The 16,433-nt window shown below is 69.1% G+C and carries 18 protein-coding genes; 5 read left to right on the forward strand and 13 right to left on the reverse strand.

The genetic code is table 11. The features are described 5' to 3' along the window. Window positions 1-2: 2 nt before the first annotated feature. Genes G6N57_RS03050 through ssd form a run of 4 tightly spaced genes read right to left on the reverse strand, consistent with a single transcriptional unit; the run spans window position 3 to window position 3,611 of the window. Window positions 3-593, reverse strand: a complete 591-nt coding sequence (locus G6N57_RS03050; protein ID WP_077738683.1) for a type II secretion system F family protein — start codon at window positions 591-593, stop codon at window positions 3-5. Further along, the gene (locus G6N57_RS03055) at window positions 590-1,372 is read right to left on the reverse strand and encodes a type II secretion system F family protein (RefSeq protein ID WP_097926121.1); all 783 of its coding nucleotides are present in this window, start codon (window positions 1,370-1,372) and stop codon (window positions 590-592) included. Before G6N57_RS03055 ends, G6N57_RS03050 begins: the two co-directional genes overlap by 4 nt. Beyond that, complete coding sequence (locus G6N57_RS03060) at window positions 1,369-2,529, reverse strand: TadA family conjugal transfer-associated ATPase (protein WP_077738681.1); 1,161 nt, start codon at window positions 2,527-2,529, stop codon at window positions 1,369-1,371. Before G6N57_RS03060 ends, G6N57_RS03055 begins: the two co-directional genes overlap by 4 nt. After that, window positions 2,526-3,611: a septum site-determining protein Ssd gene (gene ssd / locus G6N57_RS03065; RefSeq protein WP_077738680.1), complete on the reverse strand. Its 1,086-nt coding sequence runs from the start codon at window positions 3,609-3,611 to the stop codon at window positions 2,526-2,528. Before ssd ends, G6N57_RS03060 begins: the two co-directional genes overlap by 4 nt. Window positions 3,612-4,040: 429 nt before the next feature. Between ssd and G6N57_RS03070 the strand changes: the two genes are divergently transcribed. Beyond that, a complete protein-coding gene (locus G6N57_RS03070; RefSeq protein ID WP_407665961.1) occupies window positions 4,041-4,898 on the forward strand; it encodes an HAD-IB family hydrolase in 858 nt (285 codons plus the stop codon). Window positions 4,899-5,325: 427 nt separating this feature from the next. On the opposite strand, the gene G6N57_RS03075 is transcribed toward G6N57_RS03070, so the two are convergent. Beyond that, the gene (locus tag G6N57_RS03075) at window positions 5,326-6,066 is read right to left on the reverse strand and encodes a Fic family protein (protein WP_036442623.1); all 741 of its coding nucleotides are present in this window, start codon (window positions 6,064-6,066) and stop codon (window positions 5,326-5,328) included. 126 nt (window positions 6,067-6,192) lie between these two features. Here G6N57_RS03075 and acs point away from each other — a divergent pair, with 126 nt between their 5' ends. Next, the gene (gene acs, locus G6N57_RS03080) at window positions 6,193-8,154 is read left to right on the forward strand and encodes an acetate--CoA ligase (RefSeq protein ID WP_077738678.1); all 1,962 of its coding nucleotides are present in this window, start codon (window positions 6,193-6,195) and stop codon (window positions 8,152-8,154) included. A 7-nt stretch (window positions 8,155-8,161) separates the two neighbouring features. On the opposite strand, the gene G6N57_RS03085 is transcribed toward acs, so the two are convergent. Continuing rightward, window positions 8,162-8,857, reverse strand: a complete 696-nt coding sequence (locus G6N57_RS03085) for a S1 family peptidase (protein WP_077738677.1) — start codon at window positions 8,855-8,857, stop codon at window positions 8,162-8,164. A gap of 114 nt (window positions 8,858-8,971) precedes the next feature. Between G6N57_RS03085 and G6N57_RS03090 the strand changes: the two genes are divergently transcribed. After that, a complete protein-coding gene (locus G6N57_RS03090) occupies window positions 8,972-9,478 on the forward strand; it encodes a phage holin family protein (protein WP_077741634.1) in 507 nt (168 codons plus the stop codon). After that, window positions 9,478-10,416 (forward strand): alpha/beta fold hydrolase, encoded by a 939-nt coding sequence (locus tag G6N57_RS03095; protein ID WP_077738676.1) that lies wholly within the window; start codon window positions 9,478-9,480, stop codon window positions 10,414-10,416. The genes G6N57_RS03090 and G6N57_RS03095 overlap by 1 nt, the downstream gene beginning before the upstream one ends. 3 nt (window positions 10,417-10,419) lie before the next feature. Here the strand turns inward: G6N57_RS03095 and marP are convergent, their stop codons facing one another. The 4 genes from marP to nth are packed head-to-tail and all read right to left on the reverse strand — an operon-like array spanning window position 10,420 to window position 13,841. Further along, window positions 10,420-11,610, reverse strand: a complete 1,191-nt coding sequence (gene marP / locus G6N57_RS03100; RefSeq protein ID WP_077738675.1) for an acid resistance serine protease MarP — start codon at window positions 11,608-11,610, stop codon at window positions 10,420-10,422. An 11-nt stretch (window positions 11,611-11,621) separates the two neighbouring features. Continuing rightward, the gene (locus G6N57_RS03105) at window positions 11,622-12,398 is read right to left on the reverse strand and encodes an NUDIX hydrolase (RefSeq protein ID WP_077738674.1); all 777 of its coding nucleotides are present in this window, start codon (window positions 12,396-12,398) and stop codon (window positions 11,622-11,624) included. Window positions 12,399-12,409: 11 nt separating this feature from the next. Beyond that, the gene (locus G6N57_RS03110) at window positions 12,410-13,060 is read right to left on the reverse strand and encodes a TlpA family protein disulfide reductase (protein ID WP_077738673.1); all 651 of its coding nucleotides are present in this window, start codon (window positions 13,058-13,060) and stop codon (window positions 12,410-12,412) included. Between the two features lie 7 nt (window positions 13,061-13,067). Beyond that, window positions 13,068-13,841, reverse strand: a complete 774-nt coding sequence (gene nth, locus G6N57_RS03115; protein ID WP_097926141.1) for an endonuclease III — start codon at window positions 13,839-13,841, stop codon at window positions 13,068-13,070. Window positions 13,842-14,252: 411 nt separating this feature from the next. Between nth and crp the strand changes: the two genes are divergently transcribed. Next, complete coding sequence (gene crp, locus G6N57_RS03125) at window positions 14,253-14,927, forward strand: cAMP-activated global transcriptional regulator CRP (RefSeq protein ID WP_003883807.1); 675 nt, start codon at window positions 14,253-14,255, stop codon at window positions 14,925-14,927. 69 nt (window positions 14,928-14,996) lie between these two features. On the opposite strand, the gene G6N57_RS03130 is transcribed toward crp, so the two are convergent. The 3 genes from G6N57_RS03130 to G6N57_RS03140 are packed head-to-tail and all read right to left on the reverse strand — an operon-like array spanning window position 14,997 to window position 16,415. Next, window positions 14,997-15,767 carry an MBL fold metallo-hydrolase gene (locus G6N57_RS03130; RefSeq protein WP_077738671.1) on the reverse strand — a complete coding sequence of 257 codons (771 nt, stop codon included), beginning with the start codon at window positions 15,765-15,767 and terminating at the stop codon, window positions 14,997-14,999. A 34-nt stretch (window positions 15,768-15,801) separates the two neighbouring features. Then, window positions 15,802-16,257 carry a RidA family protein gene (locus G6N57_RS03135; protein WP_065462823.1) on the reverse strand — a complete coding sequence of 152 codons (456 nt, stop codon included), beginning with the start codon at window positions 16,255-16,257 and terminating at the stop codon, window positions 15,802-15,804. Next, window positions 16,254-16,415: a Sp36 family protein gene (locus G6N57_RS03140; RefSeq protein WP_097926142.1), complete on the reverse strand. Its 162-nt coding sequence runs from the start codon at window positions 16,413-16,415 to the stop codon at window positions 16,254-16,256. Before G6N57_RS03140 ends, G6N57_RS03135 begins: the two co-directional genes overlap by 4 nt. Window positions 16,416-16,433 lie beyond the last annotated feature (18 nt).

Below are 16,433 nucleotides of genomic sequence, written 5' to 3' on the forward strand. Positions count from 1 at the left end.
CTTCACAACAGCCCTGAGCCCAATACGTCACCGGCCAGGCCTGCAACGACAGGTATGACGCCCAGACACAGAAACGCCGGCAGGAAGCACAGCCCGAGCGGGCCGGCGACCAGAACGGACGCGCGTTCTGCCACCGCGTCTGCGGACGTGGCGGCCTCGTGCCGCGTCCGGGCGGCCAGCTCCGCCACGCCATCGGCCAAGGCACTACCCGAAGCGGCCGACCGACGAGCCAGGCGTAACAACGCTTCAGCATTCTTGTCCTGGGGCACAGCAGTATTGCCGTCGGCACCACCTGCCCACGCCCGCGCCGGGTCCGCCCCGAGTGCCAGCAGTTCAGCCGCCCGGCGCAGCAGCGGCGCCAACGACGGCGGGGCCGACGGGCTGACCGCGGCCGCCGCGGTCGACACCGCCATACCGGCGGCCAGACATGCGGCGAACAGATCGAACGTCGAGGCGGCAGCGAGCGGGCCATCGGAAGGCGGTTGCTTCAGATTGACCCGTCGCGCCCGGGCCGGCGCGGCGCGATTGCGCACTCGGACCGGATCCGCACCGACGAGCAGTGCTACCGCGAGAAACATTGCAGCCCAGGTCATCTCAGCACCCGCTCAGTGATCCGGTCCGCCCACATCAAGCCGGCACAGGCCAGGAGCACTCCGACCATCAGCAGCCAGCCGCCGACACCCGCACCGAACAGGAACGCCAGCGGCCGCGCACCGATCAACTGGCCCAGCGCGATTCCGGCCACCGGCAGCCCGGCGAGCACCGCCGCCGTGGCCCGCGGGCCCGCCATCGACGCCTCGACATGTGAGGAAAAGCGTTCGCGCTCGACGATGTCGCGCTGTGCGGTGCGCATCAACGTGGCGATCGACAGCCCGTATGCGTGAGCCAGGCGCCAGCACACCGCGAGCCGTTGCCAGTGCATCGGCAGTCGTGAGGCCGCCGCGACATCGTCGAGCCCGGCCGCGACGTCAGCGCCCAGCCGCGCGCGGGCGGCCACCGCACTCATCCCGCGGTGCACCGGCCCGGACACTTCGCCTGCGGCGGTCGCGAAAGCGGTGACCGGGTGCACTCCGGTGCGCAGGTCGCCGACCAACACATCCAGAGCGGCCTGCAGCGCCGCCGATTCCTCTTGTCGCCGGCGCCGGGCCATGCGGCGTCGCCGACGGATCGCCACGGTGCCCGCCACCACCGCCGCGGCGAGGGCGACCGGCAGCGGCATCACCCAGGCCAGAAGGACACCCGCAGGCACCACAACCGGCGCGGCACGCATCCGGCGGACCGGGGAATCCACCCGGCGCAGTGCCGCCGTCCGCCGGGGCGTGGCCGGCCAGAGTACGAGCGCGGCGGCCAGCGCAAGTGCGCTCACCGTCACGGCGTCACCCGCCGTTCCACCAACGCATTGAGAGCGTCTGCGCCGCAATCCAATCCGGCATCGGCACGCCAGGCCGTCACCACCTCAAGATCACCTCGAGCGCCGCGGTGCAGCACCGCGATCTCGGCGAGCCTGCGCTGCCCGGCGCCGTCCCGCCCCACGTGCAACAGCACCTGCACGGCGGCCGCCAGCTGACTGATGAGCGCGGCGCGGTCCAATCCGCCGAGCGCTCCGAGCGCCTCCAACCGGGCCGGTACCTCCGCCGGGCTGTTGGCGTGCACGGTGCCCGCCCCGCCGTCATGCCCGGTGTTGAGCGCGGCCAGCAGGTCCACCACCTCGGCCCCGCGAACCTCACCGACGACGATCCGGTCGGGACGCATCCGCAATGCCTGCCGGACCAGGTCGCGAACCGTGACCTCACCGACGCCTTCGACGTTGGCACCGCGAGCCACCAACCTGACCAGATGTGGGTGCGGCGGAGCCAGTTCGGCGGCGTCCTCGACGCACACGATGCGTTCGTGAGCCGGGACGGCGCCGAGCGCGGCCGCCAGCAGGGTGGTCTTGCCACAACCCGTGCCACCCGAGATCAGAAACGCCAGCCGGGCCCGGATGATCGCGCGCATGAGTTCGGCGGCCTGCGGCGGGATCGCCCCGGACCGGGTGAGTGCGTCGAGATTCTGGGTGGCCGGGCGCAACACCCGCAGCGACAGGCAGGTGCCGCCTGCGGCGATCGGCGGCAGCACCGCGTGCAGACGCACGGCGAACGGTCCGATGCCGGTGAGCTGACCGTCCACCCACGGCTGCGCCTCGTCGAGCCTGCGACCGGCCAGCAACGCCAACCGCTGGGCCAGCCTGCGGACGGCACCTTCATCGGGGAAAGACACTGTGCTGCGGTGCAACCCGCTGCCGTCATCCACCCACACCGCATCGGGGGCCGTCACCAGAACGTCGGTCGTGGTCGGCGCACACAGCAGCGGCTCAAGGACCCCGGCTCCGGTCAGCTCGGTCTCCAGCAGCCGCAGGTTGCTCAACACCTCGGTGTCGCCGAGCAGACCGCCGGACTCGGCCCGGATCGCAGCGGCCACCACACCGGGACTCAGCGGGGACGCCTCGGCCACCAGCCGTTCGCGGACCCGGTCGATCAGCGAGGCGCTCATGCTGCCCCCGTTTCCTGCGCGGGATGACCGGCCAGCACCGACAGCACCCGTCGCGCCGCCGAGCCCAAGGGCGACCGGGGCCGCACCCGTAACCCGCCACGCTCCAAGACCTCGGCGAGGCCGGCCTGTGGCCGCATCGCCGCGAGCAGCGGTAGGTCCACGATGCGGGCCACCTCGGCGGCTCGCAGCCCGCCGGGGGACGGACCCCGGACCACCACACCGGCATTCGGATTGCAGGCCAGCACCCACGGTCGCGCGGCCGCCGCCGCGGTACACGACCGCACGTCGGCGGGCGTCACCAGAACCACCAGATCGGCCGCGTCCAAAGCGGTCTCGGCCGCTTCGGTGGCGCGGCGCGGCACGTCGCACACGACCGTGACACCCCCACGGCACCCCGCGTCGATGACCGCACCCAGCGGCCCGGCCTCGATATCGGTGCCCGAGCGCCCGCTGGAGAGCACGCTGACCCCGTCGCGACGGGGCAGCGCGTCGCGCAACGCCGGATAACCCAGCCGGCCGCCCTGCAGAGCCAGATCGGGCCAGCGCACCCCGGCCAGCTCCTCACTGCCCGCCACCAGATCGATCCCGCCACTCCACGGATCCGCCTCGACCAGTAGCGCGGTGGACGCCGATTGCGCCAGCGCCACCGCGAACACCGACGCCCCGGCTCCCCCGCGCGCGCCGACCACCGCCACCGCCGGGCCGCGGCCGGCATCGTCGTGGCAGGCGGCTTCGGACAGGGCCGCGACGAGATCGGAGTCCTGGGCGGGCAGCGTCACCACGTGTTGCGCGCCGACGGAGATCGCGGCCTGCCAGTCGTCCGGCCGCGGGTCGGTGTGACCGACCAGGATCACGCGGGTGCGTCGAGGTAGCGCCCGGGCGACGCAGCGCTGCGCGGCCGCAGCGTCGAGCAGGACCGCGGATGCCGCGATCCAGGCCTTGCGTCCGGAGGGTTCGTCGACGACGACGAGGGCGACGCCGGCGGCCGCGGCCACCCGGGACACGTCATCCCGCAGCAGCGGGTCGCCGATCAGGGCCAGCACGGTGCCGGTGGGCGCGATCGAGGCGTTGGGAGTGGCCATATGCCCACCCTGCGGGCAACCACCGGGCCGGCACCATCACCAATTCGCGGATTGTGGATGAAGTCGGGCCTGTGGATCAATCGCGGGCCCGGGACGCGGAGATCACGCCGGGGCGGCACGCTGAAAATACGGTTCCGCAACCAACGAGGCCCGGTCGCCGAGGATTCTTCCCCAGAAAAGGGACGACCCCCGCCAGGGGGGGAGGAGGCGGAGGTCGTCGTGTATCAGCCCCGGGGGGTCGGGCTGATACACCCTCGGCATAAGCCGAGTAATGCTCACTATACACACGGAACTGCCAAAACATGCAAGAGACACCTGTGCGGGCTACCAACCGGGATGCCGGGAGTCGCGTCCGGCAGAATGTGTCGTGAACTGCCATTTTGCACTGGCACTCGGATATGGCGAGGCACCGCCTCTATGCTGGCGCTTGTGACCGCATCCGATCGGGTTGCCGGGGAGTCGATCGCACAGCAATCCGGGCCGCACGACGGTCAGCCGGTGCGCACGGCGGCCTTCTTCGACCTCGACAAGACCGTCATCGCCAAGTCCAGCACCCTTGCTTTCAGCAAACCCTTCTTCAATCAGGGACTGCTGAACCGGCGCACCGTCCTCAAGTCGACATACGCCCAGTTTCTGTTCCTGATGTCGGGCGCCGACCACGACCAGATGGACCGGATGCGCAGCTACATCACCAACATGTGCACGGGTTGGGATGTCGAACAGGTCAAGTCGATCGTCGGCGAGACCTTGCACGACATCGTCGACCCGCTGGTGTTCGCCGAGGCGGCCGAGCTGATCGCCGACCACAAGCTGTGCGGCCGCGATGTCGTTGTGGTGTCGGCCTCGGGCGAGGAGATCGTCGCGCCGATCGCCAGGGCCCTGGGCGCCACCCATGCCATGGCCACCCGGATGGTGGTCGAAGAGGGCCGCTACACCGGCGACATCGCCTTCTACTGCTTCGGCGAGGGCAAGGTCGAGGCGATCCGCGCCCTTGCCGCCCGCGAGGGCTACGCGCTGGACCACTGCTACGCCTATTCGGATTCGATCACCGACATCCCGATGCTCGAATCCGTGGGCCACCCCACCGCGGTCAATCCGGACCGCGGACTGCGCAAGGAAGCCGCCTCTCGCGGCTGGCCGGTGCTGACCTTCACCAGGCCGGTGTCGCTGCGGGACCGGATTCCGGCGCCGTCGGGTGCGGCCGTGGCGACCACCGCGGCGGTCGGAATCAGCGCCCTCGCGGCCGGCGCACTGACGTATTCACTCCTGCGCCGCTTCACTTCCTGACCTACCGCATGTAGTAGCTGACACCCCGGCGTAACGATCAGAAGTCGGGTGCATTTCACCCTTGCTGTGACCGTGGTCACGTAGTACAAAGGAACCACGGAAGCTTGGATGAGGCCAAGGTCTAGCCGGAAGAGAAGGCTAAATCTCCCGAACCAGGCTCCCCAGCACGGGTTCCGGCACCCACGCGGAGCACATGCCGCGGAATAGGCAAAAGTGTTGCGGGCCTGCGTGATTGCGAAGAGCGGACGGCTACGACGGCCCTTTGGGTAGGGTTGCAGCCGAAGCGCATTGCAAGGACGCCGAGGCCACCCACGCAACCCATCTGGCACGCTTGGTAACCGGTATCCGTGCTAGCGGGCGACGAGCCGAGACATCGTTTCGGACCGTCGCCCGCTTTCGTTTGCTGAAAGCCCCTCGAGCGGGAGCGTCAACCCGCCGCCGACTGGGCGATCTGCAGTGCTTCCCGCGCTCCACCCTTCAGGCCTTCGCTGCTGAGCAGCAGCCATGCCGTCAGGCCGTCGGGCGTGCCCGAGGCGAATCCCCGTGCGGCAGCCCGGTACTCCCCCGACTTCCGCATCCAGTGCACTTCGGGGACGCCGAGTCCGTGCGGGTCCAGACCGGTGGCGATCGTCACCAGGCGCGAGACCGCCCGGGCGACCACACCGTCGGCGGTACCGAAGGGAGCCAGGCTGAGGAGTTCGCCGTGCGCGACGGCGGCCAGCACGGGGGCGGGAACCTTGGAGCCGCCGGCCAGGATCTCGGTCAACAGCTCAAGACGACGACCGACATCGGGATCGGTCCGCGGCCGGCCAAGGTGCTCGTCATCGGTGAGATCGGCGGCGGCCAGCGAGTGCAGCCGGGCCAGTGCCTGCATCGGGGCCCGCTGCCACACCCCGACCAGCGCGGTGGCGCCGCCTTCGAGCGCCTCGGCCACCCGGATCGCGCCCGCGGTCACCGGGTCGGGCTCACCGTCGGCGGACAGCTGGACAGCCCCGCCGTCGAGCACCGCCGAGGCCCGTGCCGCGCGCAGGGCCGCCTCGGCAGCGGTCTGCGGCCACCCGCGCAGATTGAACTTGTGTCGATGCGCCCGGCCCAAGGCGTCGCGCGCCTCGTCGCTGGCCGCGGAAACACCGGGCAGGTCGACCAGCGGCGCGAGTGGATCCGTCATATGCGAAACGCTAGCCGACCGCTGAACGTCATCTCGCCGACCGTTGGGCGCATCAGGACCGCCGCCCGGCCACCGGCTTGTGAGGTCCCAACGCCGCTGCAACCTTTGGTGACTAGGCTCACACCCATGTCAAACGCGCCAGCGACGTCTACCGAAGTTCCGTCAGCCTATCCGCCGCCTGCCGATTTCGCGGCCAACGCCAACGCGACGGGCGAGTTGTACGCCGAGGCCGAGCAAGACCGGCTGGCGTTCTGGGCCGCCCAGGCCAACCGGTTGAGCTGGCAGACCCCGTTCAGCGAGGTCCTCGACTGGTCCGACGCTCCCTTCGCGAAGTGGTTCGTCGGCGGCAAGCTCAACGTGGCCTACAACTGCGTGGACCGTCACGTCGAGGCCGGTAACGGCGACCGGGTGGCGATCCACTGGGAGGGCGAGCCCGTCGGCGATGCCCGCGACATCACCTACGCCCAGCTCAAGGACGAAGTCAGCAAGGCCGCCAACGCATTGACCGCACTCGGCCTGACCGCAGGCGACCGAGTCGCGATCTACATGCCGATGGTGCCCGAGGCGATCGTGGCGATGCTGGCGTGCGCCCGGCTCGGTGCCATGCACAGTGTGGTTTTCGCCGGGTTCTCCGCGTCCGCACTCAAGGCGCGCGTCGAGGATGCGGCGGCCAAGCTCGTCATCACCACCGACGGCCAGTACCGGCGCGGCAAGGCCGCCTCGCTCAAAGATGCGGTCGACGAGGCCGTCGCGGATCAGCCGTCGGTCGAGCATGTGCTGGTGGTGCGGCGCACCGGAATCGACGTCAACTGGACCGACGGCCGCGACCTGTGGTGGCACGAGACCGTCGACGTCGCCTCCCCGGAGCACACCCCGGAAGCCTTCGACTCCGAGCAGCCGCTGTTCCTGCTGTACACCTCCGGAACCACCGGCAAGCCCAAGGGCATCGTGCACACCTCGGGCGGCTACCTCACCCAGGCGGCGTACACCCACTACAACGTCTTCGACCTCAAACCCGAGACCGACGTGTACTGGTGCACCGCCGACATCGGCTGGGTGACCGGGCACACCTACATCACCTACGGCCCACTGGCCAACGGCGCAACCCAGGTGGTCTACGAGGGCACCCCCACCTCACCGACCGAGCACCGGCACTTCGAGATCATCGAAAAGTACGGCGTCACAATCTATTACACCGCGCCCACGCTGATCCGTACGTTCATGAAGCTGGGCAGGCAGATCCCGTCGGCACATAACCTGTCGAGCCTGCGGCTGCTGGGTTCGGTGGGCGAGCCGATCAACCCCGAAGCCTGGCGCTGGTACCGGGAAGTCATCGGCGCCAACAAGACTCCGATCGTCGACACCTGGTGGCAGACCGAGACCGGGGCCATCATGATCTCTCCGCTGCCCGGTGTCACCGCGGCCAAACCCGGCTCGGCGATGACCCCGCTGCCCGGCATCTCGGCCAAGATCGTCGACGACGAGGGCAACGAGCTGGTGCCCGGCGCCGACGAGGCCGAGCACGTCACCGGATACCTGGTGCTCGACCAGCCGTGGCCGTCGATGCTGCGCGGCATCTGGGGTGACCCGCAGCGGTTCAAGGACACCTACTGGTCGCGGTTCGCCGAGCAGGGCTGGTACTTCGCCGGTGACGGCGCGCGCTACGACTCGGACGGCAACATCTGGGTGCTGGGCCGCATCGACGACGTCATGAACATCTCGGGGCACCGCATCTCGACCGCCGAGGTGGAGTCGGCCCTGGTCGGACATTCCGGGGTGGCCGAGGCGGCGGTGGTCGGCGCCAGCGACGACACCACGGGCCAGGCCATCTGCGCGTTCGTCATCCTCAAGGCCTCCGCGCACGGCGGGGCCGACACCATGATCGACGAGCTGCGTGCCCAGGTGGCCACCGAGATCTCCCCGATCGCCAAGCCGCGGGAGATCCACGTGGTTCCCGAGCTGCCAAAGACCCGCAGCGGCAAGATCATGCGCCGGTTGCTGCGCGACGTGGCCGAGGGCCGCGAGCTCGGTGACACCTCGACCCTGGTCGACCCCAGCGTGTTCGAGGCGATCCGCGCCAGCAAGTAAGAGGCCGCTAACCGACCGGGACGAAACCCGTTCCCGGTCGGTTCTTGGCGGTGATGTCGGCCAGCTGCGTGTTGAACGACATCGTCACGGCCGGCGTGTGCAGCGGCACGAACTTCACCACGCAGGTCGGCAGTTCCTCGGTGTAGGCGCCGTGGAGCATGCCGACGAGCCTGTTGTTGACGGTGACCGGCGCGCCCGAGTCGCCCGGCTGACCGCAGACCTGGTTGACGATGGTGCCGGGGTCCTGGCCGGGGCCCCAGGTGACGCCGCACGAATAGCCGGTGGTGCGGCCCAACTTGCAGGCCACGTCGCCGAACACCGGATCGGGCCCGAGCCCGTCGATCTGGAAACCGTTGACGTTGTTGGTCGGCGTCACCTTGGCGGGATCGAATTCGATCACCGCGTAATCGAGCAGGTCGTTGCCTGCCACCATCTTGCCGAGCACTCCGGCACTGTTGGCACCCTCGGCGGACACCACGGCGCCCGGACCCCCGCAGTGTGCCGAGGTGAAGCCGATCAGGCGGCCGGCATTGTCGTGCCCGATGGCGGTGAGAGTGCAGAACGCGTCACCGTTGACCACGATGCCCGAGCCACCGCCCAGCACCACCGGCGGATCGGCGTGTGCCGGGGCGGGGGCCAGCATCGCCACGACGGCGATGATCGGTGCGCCAATGAGCCACTGCCAGCGGCGTCTGCCCGTCAAGTGTCCTCCAATCGACGCGCCCGACCCGCGCAACCCAAGAATGCGGTCAGTCTACTAAGACCCGGATGTCGGCCGGGATCGTTAACGGCTTCGCCGCATGGCAACATGAACGCCATGAGCACAGGCGACCGCAGGGACGGCGTTCCGACGACGGTGACCTCGATTCCGCTCGTCGACCCGCACGCCCCCAAGCCGGACCCCTCGATCGGCGACCTGGTGAAGGACGCCACCGCGCAGGTCTCCACCCTGCTGCGCGCCGAGGTGGAACTGGCCAAGGCCGAGATCACCCGGGACGTGAAGAAGGGCCTGACCGGCAGCGTGTTCTTCATCGCCGCGCTGGTGGTCCTGTTCTACTCGACCTTCTTTTTCTTCTTCTTCCTGGCCGAACTGCTCGACACCTGGCTCTGGCGCTGGGTGGCGTTCCTCATCGTGTTCGGCCTGATGGTGCTGACCACCGGGGCGCTGGCGGTGTTCGGCTTCCTGAAGGTGCGACGCATCAAGGGTCCGCAGCAGACCATCGAATCGGTCAAGGAGACCCGCGAGGCGCTGACGCCGGGCCACCACGAGTCCGCGGTGCCTGCGGTCCAGGCCAAGCCGGCCACCGACCCGTCAGGCTGGTAATGCCCCCACCCGACCCGTCGATCACCAGGATCGAGGGGCCATGGCGGCATCTGCAGGTGCATGCCAACGGCATTCGCTTCCATGTCGTGGAGGGCGAATGCGAGAGCTCGCAGCCGGACCGCCCACTCGTCATCCTTCTGCACGGGTTCGGCTCGTTCTGGTGGTCGTGGCGTCATCAACTCACCGGACTGACCGGCGCGCGAGTCGTGGCAGTCGACCTGCGCGGCTACGGAGACAGCGACAAACCACCGCGCGGCTACGACGGCTGGACCCTGGCCGGGGACACCGCCGGGCTGGTGCGGGCGCTGGGGCACAAGACTGCGACGCTGGTCGGCCACGCCGACGGCGGCCTGGTGTGCTGGGCGACGGCGGTGCTGCACCCGCGTGTGGTCAACGCGATCGCCCTCGTCAGCTCACCGCACCCGGTGGCGCTGCGGACTTCCACCTTGACCCGCCGTGACCAGGGCCGGGCGCTGTTGCCGTCGATGCTGCGCTACCAGTTGCCCGCGTGGCCCGAGCACACGCTGACGCGCCACGACGGCGCCGAGTTGGAACGCCTGGTCCGCAGCCGAGCCGGGGCCAAATGGCAAACCAGTCAAGACTTCTCCGACACCATGGGCCATCTACGTAAGGCCATCCAGATTCCGGGGGCCGCGCACTGCGCACTGGAATACCAGCGGTGGGCGGTGCGCAGCCAGCTGCGCAGTGAGGGGCTGCGGTTCATGCGGTCGATGAAACGTCCGATCAGCGTGCCGGTGTTGCACATGCGCGGCGACGCGGACCCCTATGTTCTCACCGATCCGGTTCACCGGACCCAACGCTATGCGCCGCACGGCCGCTACGTATCGATCACCGGCGCAGGGCATTTCGGCCACGAAGAGCAGCCCGAGGCGGTCAACGAGCAGCTGGGCCGGTTCCTGGCCCAGCTGCACGCCTGACGATCAGGAGTTGATGCAGGTTCCGGTCGCCACCCGCTGGGTGTTGCCGACCCTGGCCAGCTGCCGCTCGACTTCCTTGGCGGTCAGCACGAATCCAGTGTCGGCGTCGTCGACTGCCGCACCGAACACCACGCCGAGCACCTTGCCGGCCCGGTTGATCATCGGCCCGCCCGAATTGCCTTGCCGCACCGTGCCCCTGACCGTGTAGACCTCGCGGGTGACGGTGGTGGTCCGGTAGATGTCGGGTCCGTTGAGTTCGATGATCTCGCGGACGCGCGCCGGGGTGGCCAGGAAGTCACCGCCACCCGGGTAGCCCATCACCACGGCGTCGGTCCCCTTCGGCGCCGGCTGTTCGGCGAACTGCAGCGGGGTGATCGGCAGGTTCGGCACGTCGAGGATCGAGATGTCGGCGTTGGGGTCGTAGGAGACCACGCCCGCGTCGTAGGTCTTGCCGTCGGCTTCGATGGTGACACTGTCGGCGCCGGCCACCACGTGGGCATTGGACATCACGCGGTTGGGCGCCACCACGAATCCGCTGCCTTCCAACACCTTCTGGCAGCTCGGCGCGATGCCGCGGATCTTGACCACGCTGGGCCGGCTGGTCGTGACGATGGGATCGGTGGCCAGCGATGCGTCGGGGGCGTCGACGTTGACGATCGGGGTGCGCCCGAACGGTTCGAGCACATCGGGCAACCCGGAGGTGTCCAGCAGGGCCGACAACCGGTTGGGCACCGAGCGCATCCAGTCGGGCGCCACCTTGTCGACCTCGGACAGCACCCGCGAATTCTTCACTGCGGCAGCCAGATTCGGCTGGTCCGAGGAGGTCAGCAGGCTGCCCAGCAGCCAGGACGCGACCAGGACCGCGACGAGCATGAGGCTGACCCCGACCACCGAATCGAAGGCCCGGAACAGGCGGTTGCGGATGGTGCCGCGCACAGCGCGCCCCAGCACCACACCGGCGATCTCACCGATCACCACCAGCGCGAGGATCAGGAACAGCGTCGCGAACAGTTTGGTGCGGTCGCCGCTGACGTGCGGGATCACGTGCGGCGCCAGCAGCACGCCTGCCACGGCGCCGAGCACCACACCGATGAACGACAGCAGGGAGCCGAGCGCGCCGGAGCGCCAGCCTGAGATGGCTGCGACGAAGCCGATGCCGAGGATTGCGAAATCGAGCCAGACCGAGGGTGTCATCTATATCCACTTCAACATGGGGCTTCACCGTAACCGTTGTCATGCCCGACGAGGGCCATTGCGTCATCGAGTCCGCGGACGTCCTCGGTGTTCCAGGGCTTGGCCCAGCCCGCGACGTCGAGGATCGCCGAGATGACCTGGCCGGTGAAACCCCACACCAGCATCTCGTTGAGGAGGAAGGCCGGGCCGGCGAAGCGGCTGGTGTTGGCCTCCCGGTACACCATGAGCCGGTTCTCCGGGTTGATGAAGGCCCGCACCGGAACCCGCGCCACGACGGCGGTCTCGGATTCGTTGACGACGGCCACCGGGCCCGGGTCGGGTGAGTACGCCAGCACCGGTACGACGTGGAATCCCGATGGCGGGATGAACATCTTCTCCAAGGTGGCGAGCGGGTACAGCCGGCTGGTGTCGATGCCGGTCTCCTCCCACGCCTCGCGGAAGGCCGTGCCGACTGGGCCGTCATCGCCGGGATCGGTGGCGCCACCGGGGAACGCGGCCTGTCCGGCGTGGTGGCGCAGGGTCGAGGCGCGGACCGTCACCAACAGGTCGGCGTCCTCGGGAAGCAGCGGGGGCGCCCCCTCGGCCGGGCCGGAGAACAGGACCAGCACCGCGGCGTCGCGAAGGGCGCCGGCCTGGGCGGCTTGGTTGTTGGCTTCGACGATTCCGGCCAGCACGTCGGAGGGCACCCGCCTGCGATAGGCGTCCGGCACCCGGTCGAGGTTGTCCACCAGTGGCTTGAGCCAGGCCGGGGCGGCATCCGGGAACAGCCCGTCGCGCGTCGATCTCACCCCGGGTGCTCCTATCGGCTAGAGCGGATCTTCTCGTCGACCGCCGCCGCGATCTCGTCGGCGCTGACGAACGAGCGGGGCAGGGTCCCGGCCACGCTACCGTCCGCGCGCAGTACCACCGTCGCAGGCATGACGTTGGGCACCTTGAGAGCCGCCGCGATCAGCCGCCGGCCGTCCTGCAGGGTCGGTAGCCGCACTCCGAGTTCGGCCAGGCGCACCAACGCCGCCGTCTCGTTCTCGTCCTGGTGCACGGTCACCACCAGCACGTCGTGCCCGACCCGGCGTTGGTATTCGGCCATCGCGGGCAACTCGTCGGCACACGGCCCACACCAATAGGCCCACAGGTTGAGCACCACGGTGCGGCCCGCGAGCGCCGATGCCACGTCTACCGGCTGCCCGTCCCCCGCACATTCCAGGGTGATGCCGCGCAAGGCTTCAGGCCCCTGCCCCTGGCCTGGCCCGGGGCAGGGCGGCAGGTCCGCGCGGGCGCGGGGACCGGCCAGGGCTTCGGGCGTATCGGCGTCGCGGTGGTCGCGGGACGTGGACTGCCCCGCTGCCCCGGGCTGCGGTGCCGGCTCGTCGCGCAGTTCCATCCAGAACGCGGTACCCAGCGCCACCAGGATCACCAGGACCACCACGGTCCAGCGGGCCGATCTGGTCATCGCGTGGTCACAGCCCTGCCAGCGCCAGCAGATGGTCGGTCTCGGGGCCTTTGACCAGGGCCGCGGCGGTCTCCGGGTCCGTGGGGCCGAGCCCGAACGACGGGCAGTCCTTGGCCAGCACACACACCCCGCACGCGGGCTTGCGCGCGTGGCAGACCCGGCGGCCGTGGAAGATCACCCGGTGGCTCAGCAGGGTCCATTCCTTGCGTTCGATGAGCTCACCGATGGCGAACTCAACCTTGACCGGGTCTTCCTCGGCCGTCCAGCGCCAGCGCCGCACCAGCCGTCCGAAGTGGGTGTCGACGGTGATCCCTGGGATGTCGAAGGCATTGCCGAGGATGACGTTGGCCGTCTTGCGCCCAACCCCGGGCAGGGTCACCAGGTCGTCGAGGTTGTCGGGCACCTCGCCGTCGAACCGGGCCACCAACTCCTGACCCAGCCGGATCAGCGAGTTGGTCTTGTTCCGGTAGAACCCGGTCGGCCGGATGAGCTCCTCCATCTCGGTGCGGTCGGCCTGCGCATAGTCCAGTGCCGTGCGGTATTTGAGGAACAGGGCGGGCGTCGTCAGGTTCACGCGCTTGTCCGTGCTCTGCGCCGACAGAATTGTCGCCACCGTCAGCTCCAGCGGGTTGGTGAAGTCCAGCTCGCAGTAGACATGTGGAAAGGCCCGGGCCAGTTCACGATTCATCCGTCGAGCCCGACGAACCAGGCCCAGGCGGGTTTCGGTGTCCCACTTCTTGGACCGGCGCGTTTTCCCAGTCGGGGCGGCAGGCTCAGTCACGACAATCAGCGTACTGACCTCGACGGACAATCTCCTGCGCGGACCGGTGATGATTCGTGACCCCACTGAGACCTACGCCGTGTTAACTACTGCCTTGTGTCGTGGTTGCTGGTAGCACTCATCCCGGGGTTGCTGATGCTGGCGGCGTTCGGGCTCGAGAGACTCGAATCCGGTTTGGCCCGAGAACCGGCCCCGGCGGCCGTCATGCCGCCGCCCAAGCCGGTCACCATGGACCTCGACAGCGAGCGTTTGCCGACGCGGTACTACGAGCCGCAGGCCATGAATCCCGGGTTTCCTGCGTCTCGACCTGTCAATCGTGTGTAGCGTGGGCTAGTCGCGAAACCGCGTACCTCTAGACTGAGCAGGAAGTATCAGTAAGAGGACAACACACCCAATAGCTTAAGGGGCAACGTGGACGAGATCCTGGCCAGGGCCGGAATCTTCCAGGGCGTCGAACCGACCGCCGTATCGGCGCTGACGAAGCAGTTGCAGCCCGTCGACTTCCCGCGCGGGCACACGGTCTTCGCCGAGGGCGAGCCCGGCGACCGCCTGTACATCATCATTTCCGGCAAGGTGAAGATCGGCCGCCGGTCGCCTGACGGCCGCGAGAACCTGCTGACCATCATGGGCCCGTCGGACATGTTCGGTGAGCTGTCGATCTTCGACCCGGGGCCCCGCACCTCGAGCGCCACCACCATCACCGAGGTGCGCGCGGTGTCGATGGACCGTGACGCGCTGCGCGCGTGGATCGCCGACCGTCCCGAGATCGCGGAGCAGCTGCTGCGCGTGCTCGCCCGTCGTCTGCGTCGCACCAACAACAACCTGGCCGACCTGATCTTCACCGACGTTCCGGGCCGGGTGGCCAAGCAGCTGCTGCAGCTGGCCCAGCGGTTCGGCACCCAGGAGGGCGGGGCGCTGCGCGTCACGCACGACCTGACGCAGGAGGAGATCGCCCAGCTCGTCGGCGCGTCGCGCGAGACCGTCAACAAGGCACTGGCCGATTTCGCCCATCGCGGCTGGATCCGGCTGGAGGGCAAGAGCGTGCTGATCAGCGACAGCGAGCGGCTGGCCCGCCGAGCGCGCTAGGTCCTCTGCCCAGCAGACGCAAAGTGCCCCTTTTCCGACGAAAAGGGGCACTTTCATGTCTTCTCGCGGCTAGCCCCGCAGATAGTCCAGCTGGGCCTGCACGCTCTTCTCGGCGGCATCCCACAGCTTCTGGTCGACGTCGGTGTAGACGTGCTCGACGACCTGTCGAGCCCCGGCGTCGTCCCCGAGTTCGACCAGCGCTGCCCGCACCTGGGCCAGCCGCTCCTCGCGGTGGGCCAGGTACATCGCGGTCACTGCCTCAAGATCGGGAAGGTCCGGTCCGTGGCCGGGAAGCACCGTGCGGGCGCCGAGACCCTGTAGCCGGTGCAGCGATTCCAGATAGTCACGCAGGCTGCCGTCCTCGGTGTCGATGACGGTGGTGCCGCGGCCCAGCACGGTGTCCGCGGTCAACACCGCGTCGTCGAGAACGAACGACAGTGAATCGACGGTGTGCCCCGGGGTGGCCATCACCTTGATCTTCAGGCCGGCAGCGTCGATCACCTCGCCGTCGGTCAACGGGCCGCCGAGGCCGCGCAGGAATCCGCTGCCGACCGAACGGACGGTGGCCCCGGTCAGGTCGACGAGCTTGTCGATCCCGCCGGTGTGGTCCTCGTGCTTGTGACTGATCAACACCAGCGCGACGGTGCCCAGTTCGGCGATGCGGGCGATGTGCGCCTCATCGTCGGGGCCGGGGTCCACGATGACGATCTCGTCGCTGCCAGGCCCCCGCAGCACCCAGGTGTTGGTGCCCTCCAGCGTCATCAGGCCGGGGTTGTCGCAGAGGAGCACCGAGGCCGATTGGGTGACCGGCCGCAGCAGCCCGTAGGCCGGGTGTTGCATGACGACGCGATTGCCTCTCCTGATGCTCGATCGCTTACGCGATCTCAGCGATGATCTCGACTTCGACCGGCGCGTTGCGCGGCAGTTCCGACACGCCGACGGCGGAACGCGCATGAGCACCCGCCTCGCCGAAGACCTCTCCGAACAGCTCCGAGGCGCCGTTGACGACGCCGGGCTGCCCGTTGAATCCGGGCGCGGAGGCCACGAATCCGACCACCTTGACGACTCTGACGACGGAGTCGATGCCGACCAACGCGTGCACCGCGGCCAGCGCGTTGAGGCCGCAGACCCGGGCGAGCTCGTTGGCCTGCTCGGGGCTGATCTCGGCGCCGACCTTGCCGGTGGCCAGCAGCTCGCCGTCCTGGATCGGGAGCTGACCAGAGGTGTAGACCAGATTGCCGGTCCGGACCGCGGGCACGTACGCGGCCAGCGGCGCGACCACGCCGGGCAGCTCGATGCCGAGTTCAGCCAGGCGCGCGGTGGCGGTCACTTCGGCCGCTTCAGGTAGGCGACGTGCTGCTCGCCGGTCGGCCCGGGAAGCACGGAAACCAGCTCCCAGCCGTCCGCTCCCCACTGGTCGAGAATCTGTTTCGTCGCGTGGGTCAGCAACGGCACCGTGGCGTACTCCCATTTGATCGCTTCGCTCACGCCGCTCACCTAGTTCCT

Origin of the sequence: Mycolicibacterium boenickei, assembly GCF_010731295.1 — a bacterium.
GTDB classification, from domain to species: domain Bacteria; phylum Actinomycetota; class Actinomycetes; order Mycobacteriales; family Mycobacteriaceae; genus Mycobacterium; species Mycobacterium boenickei.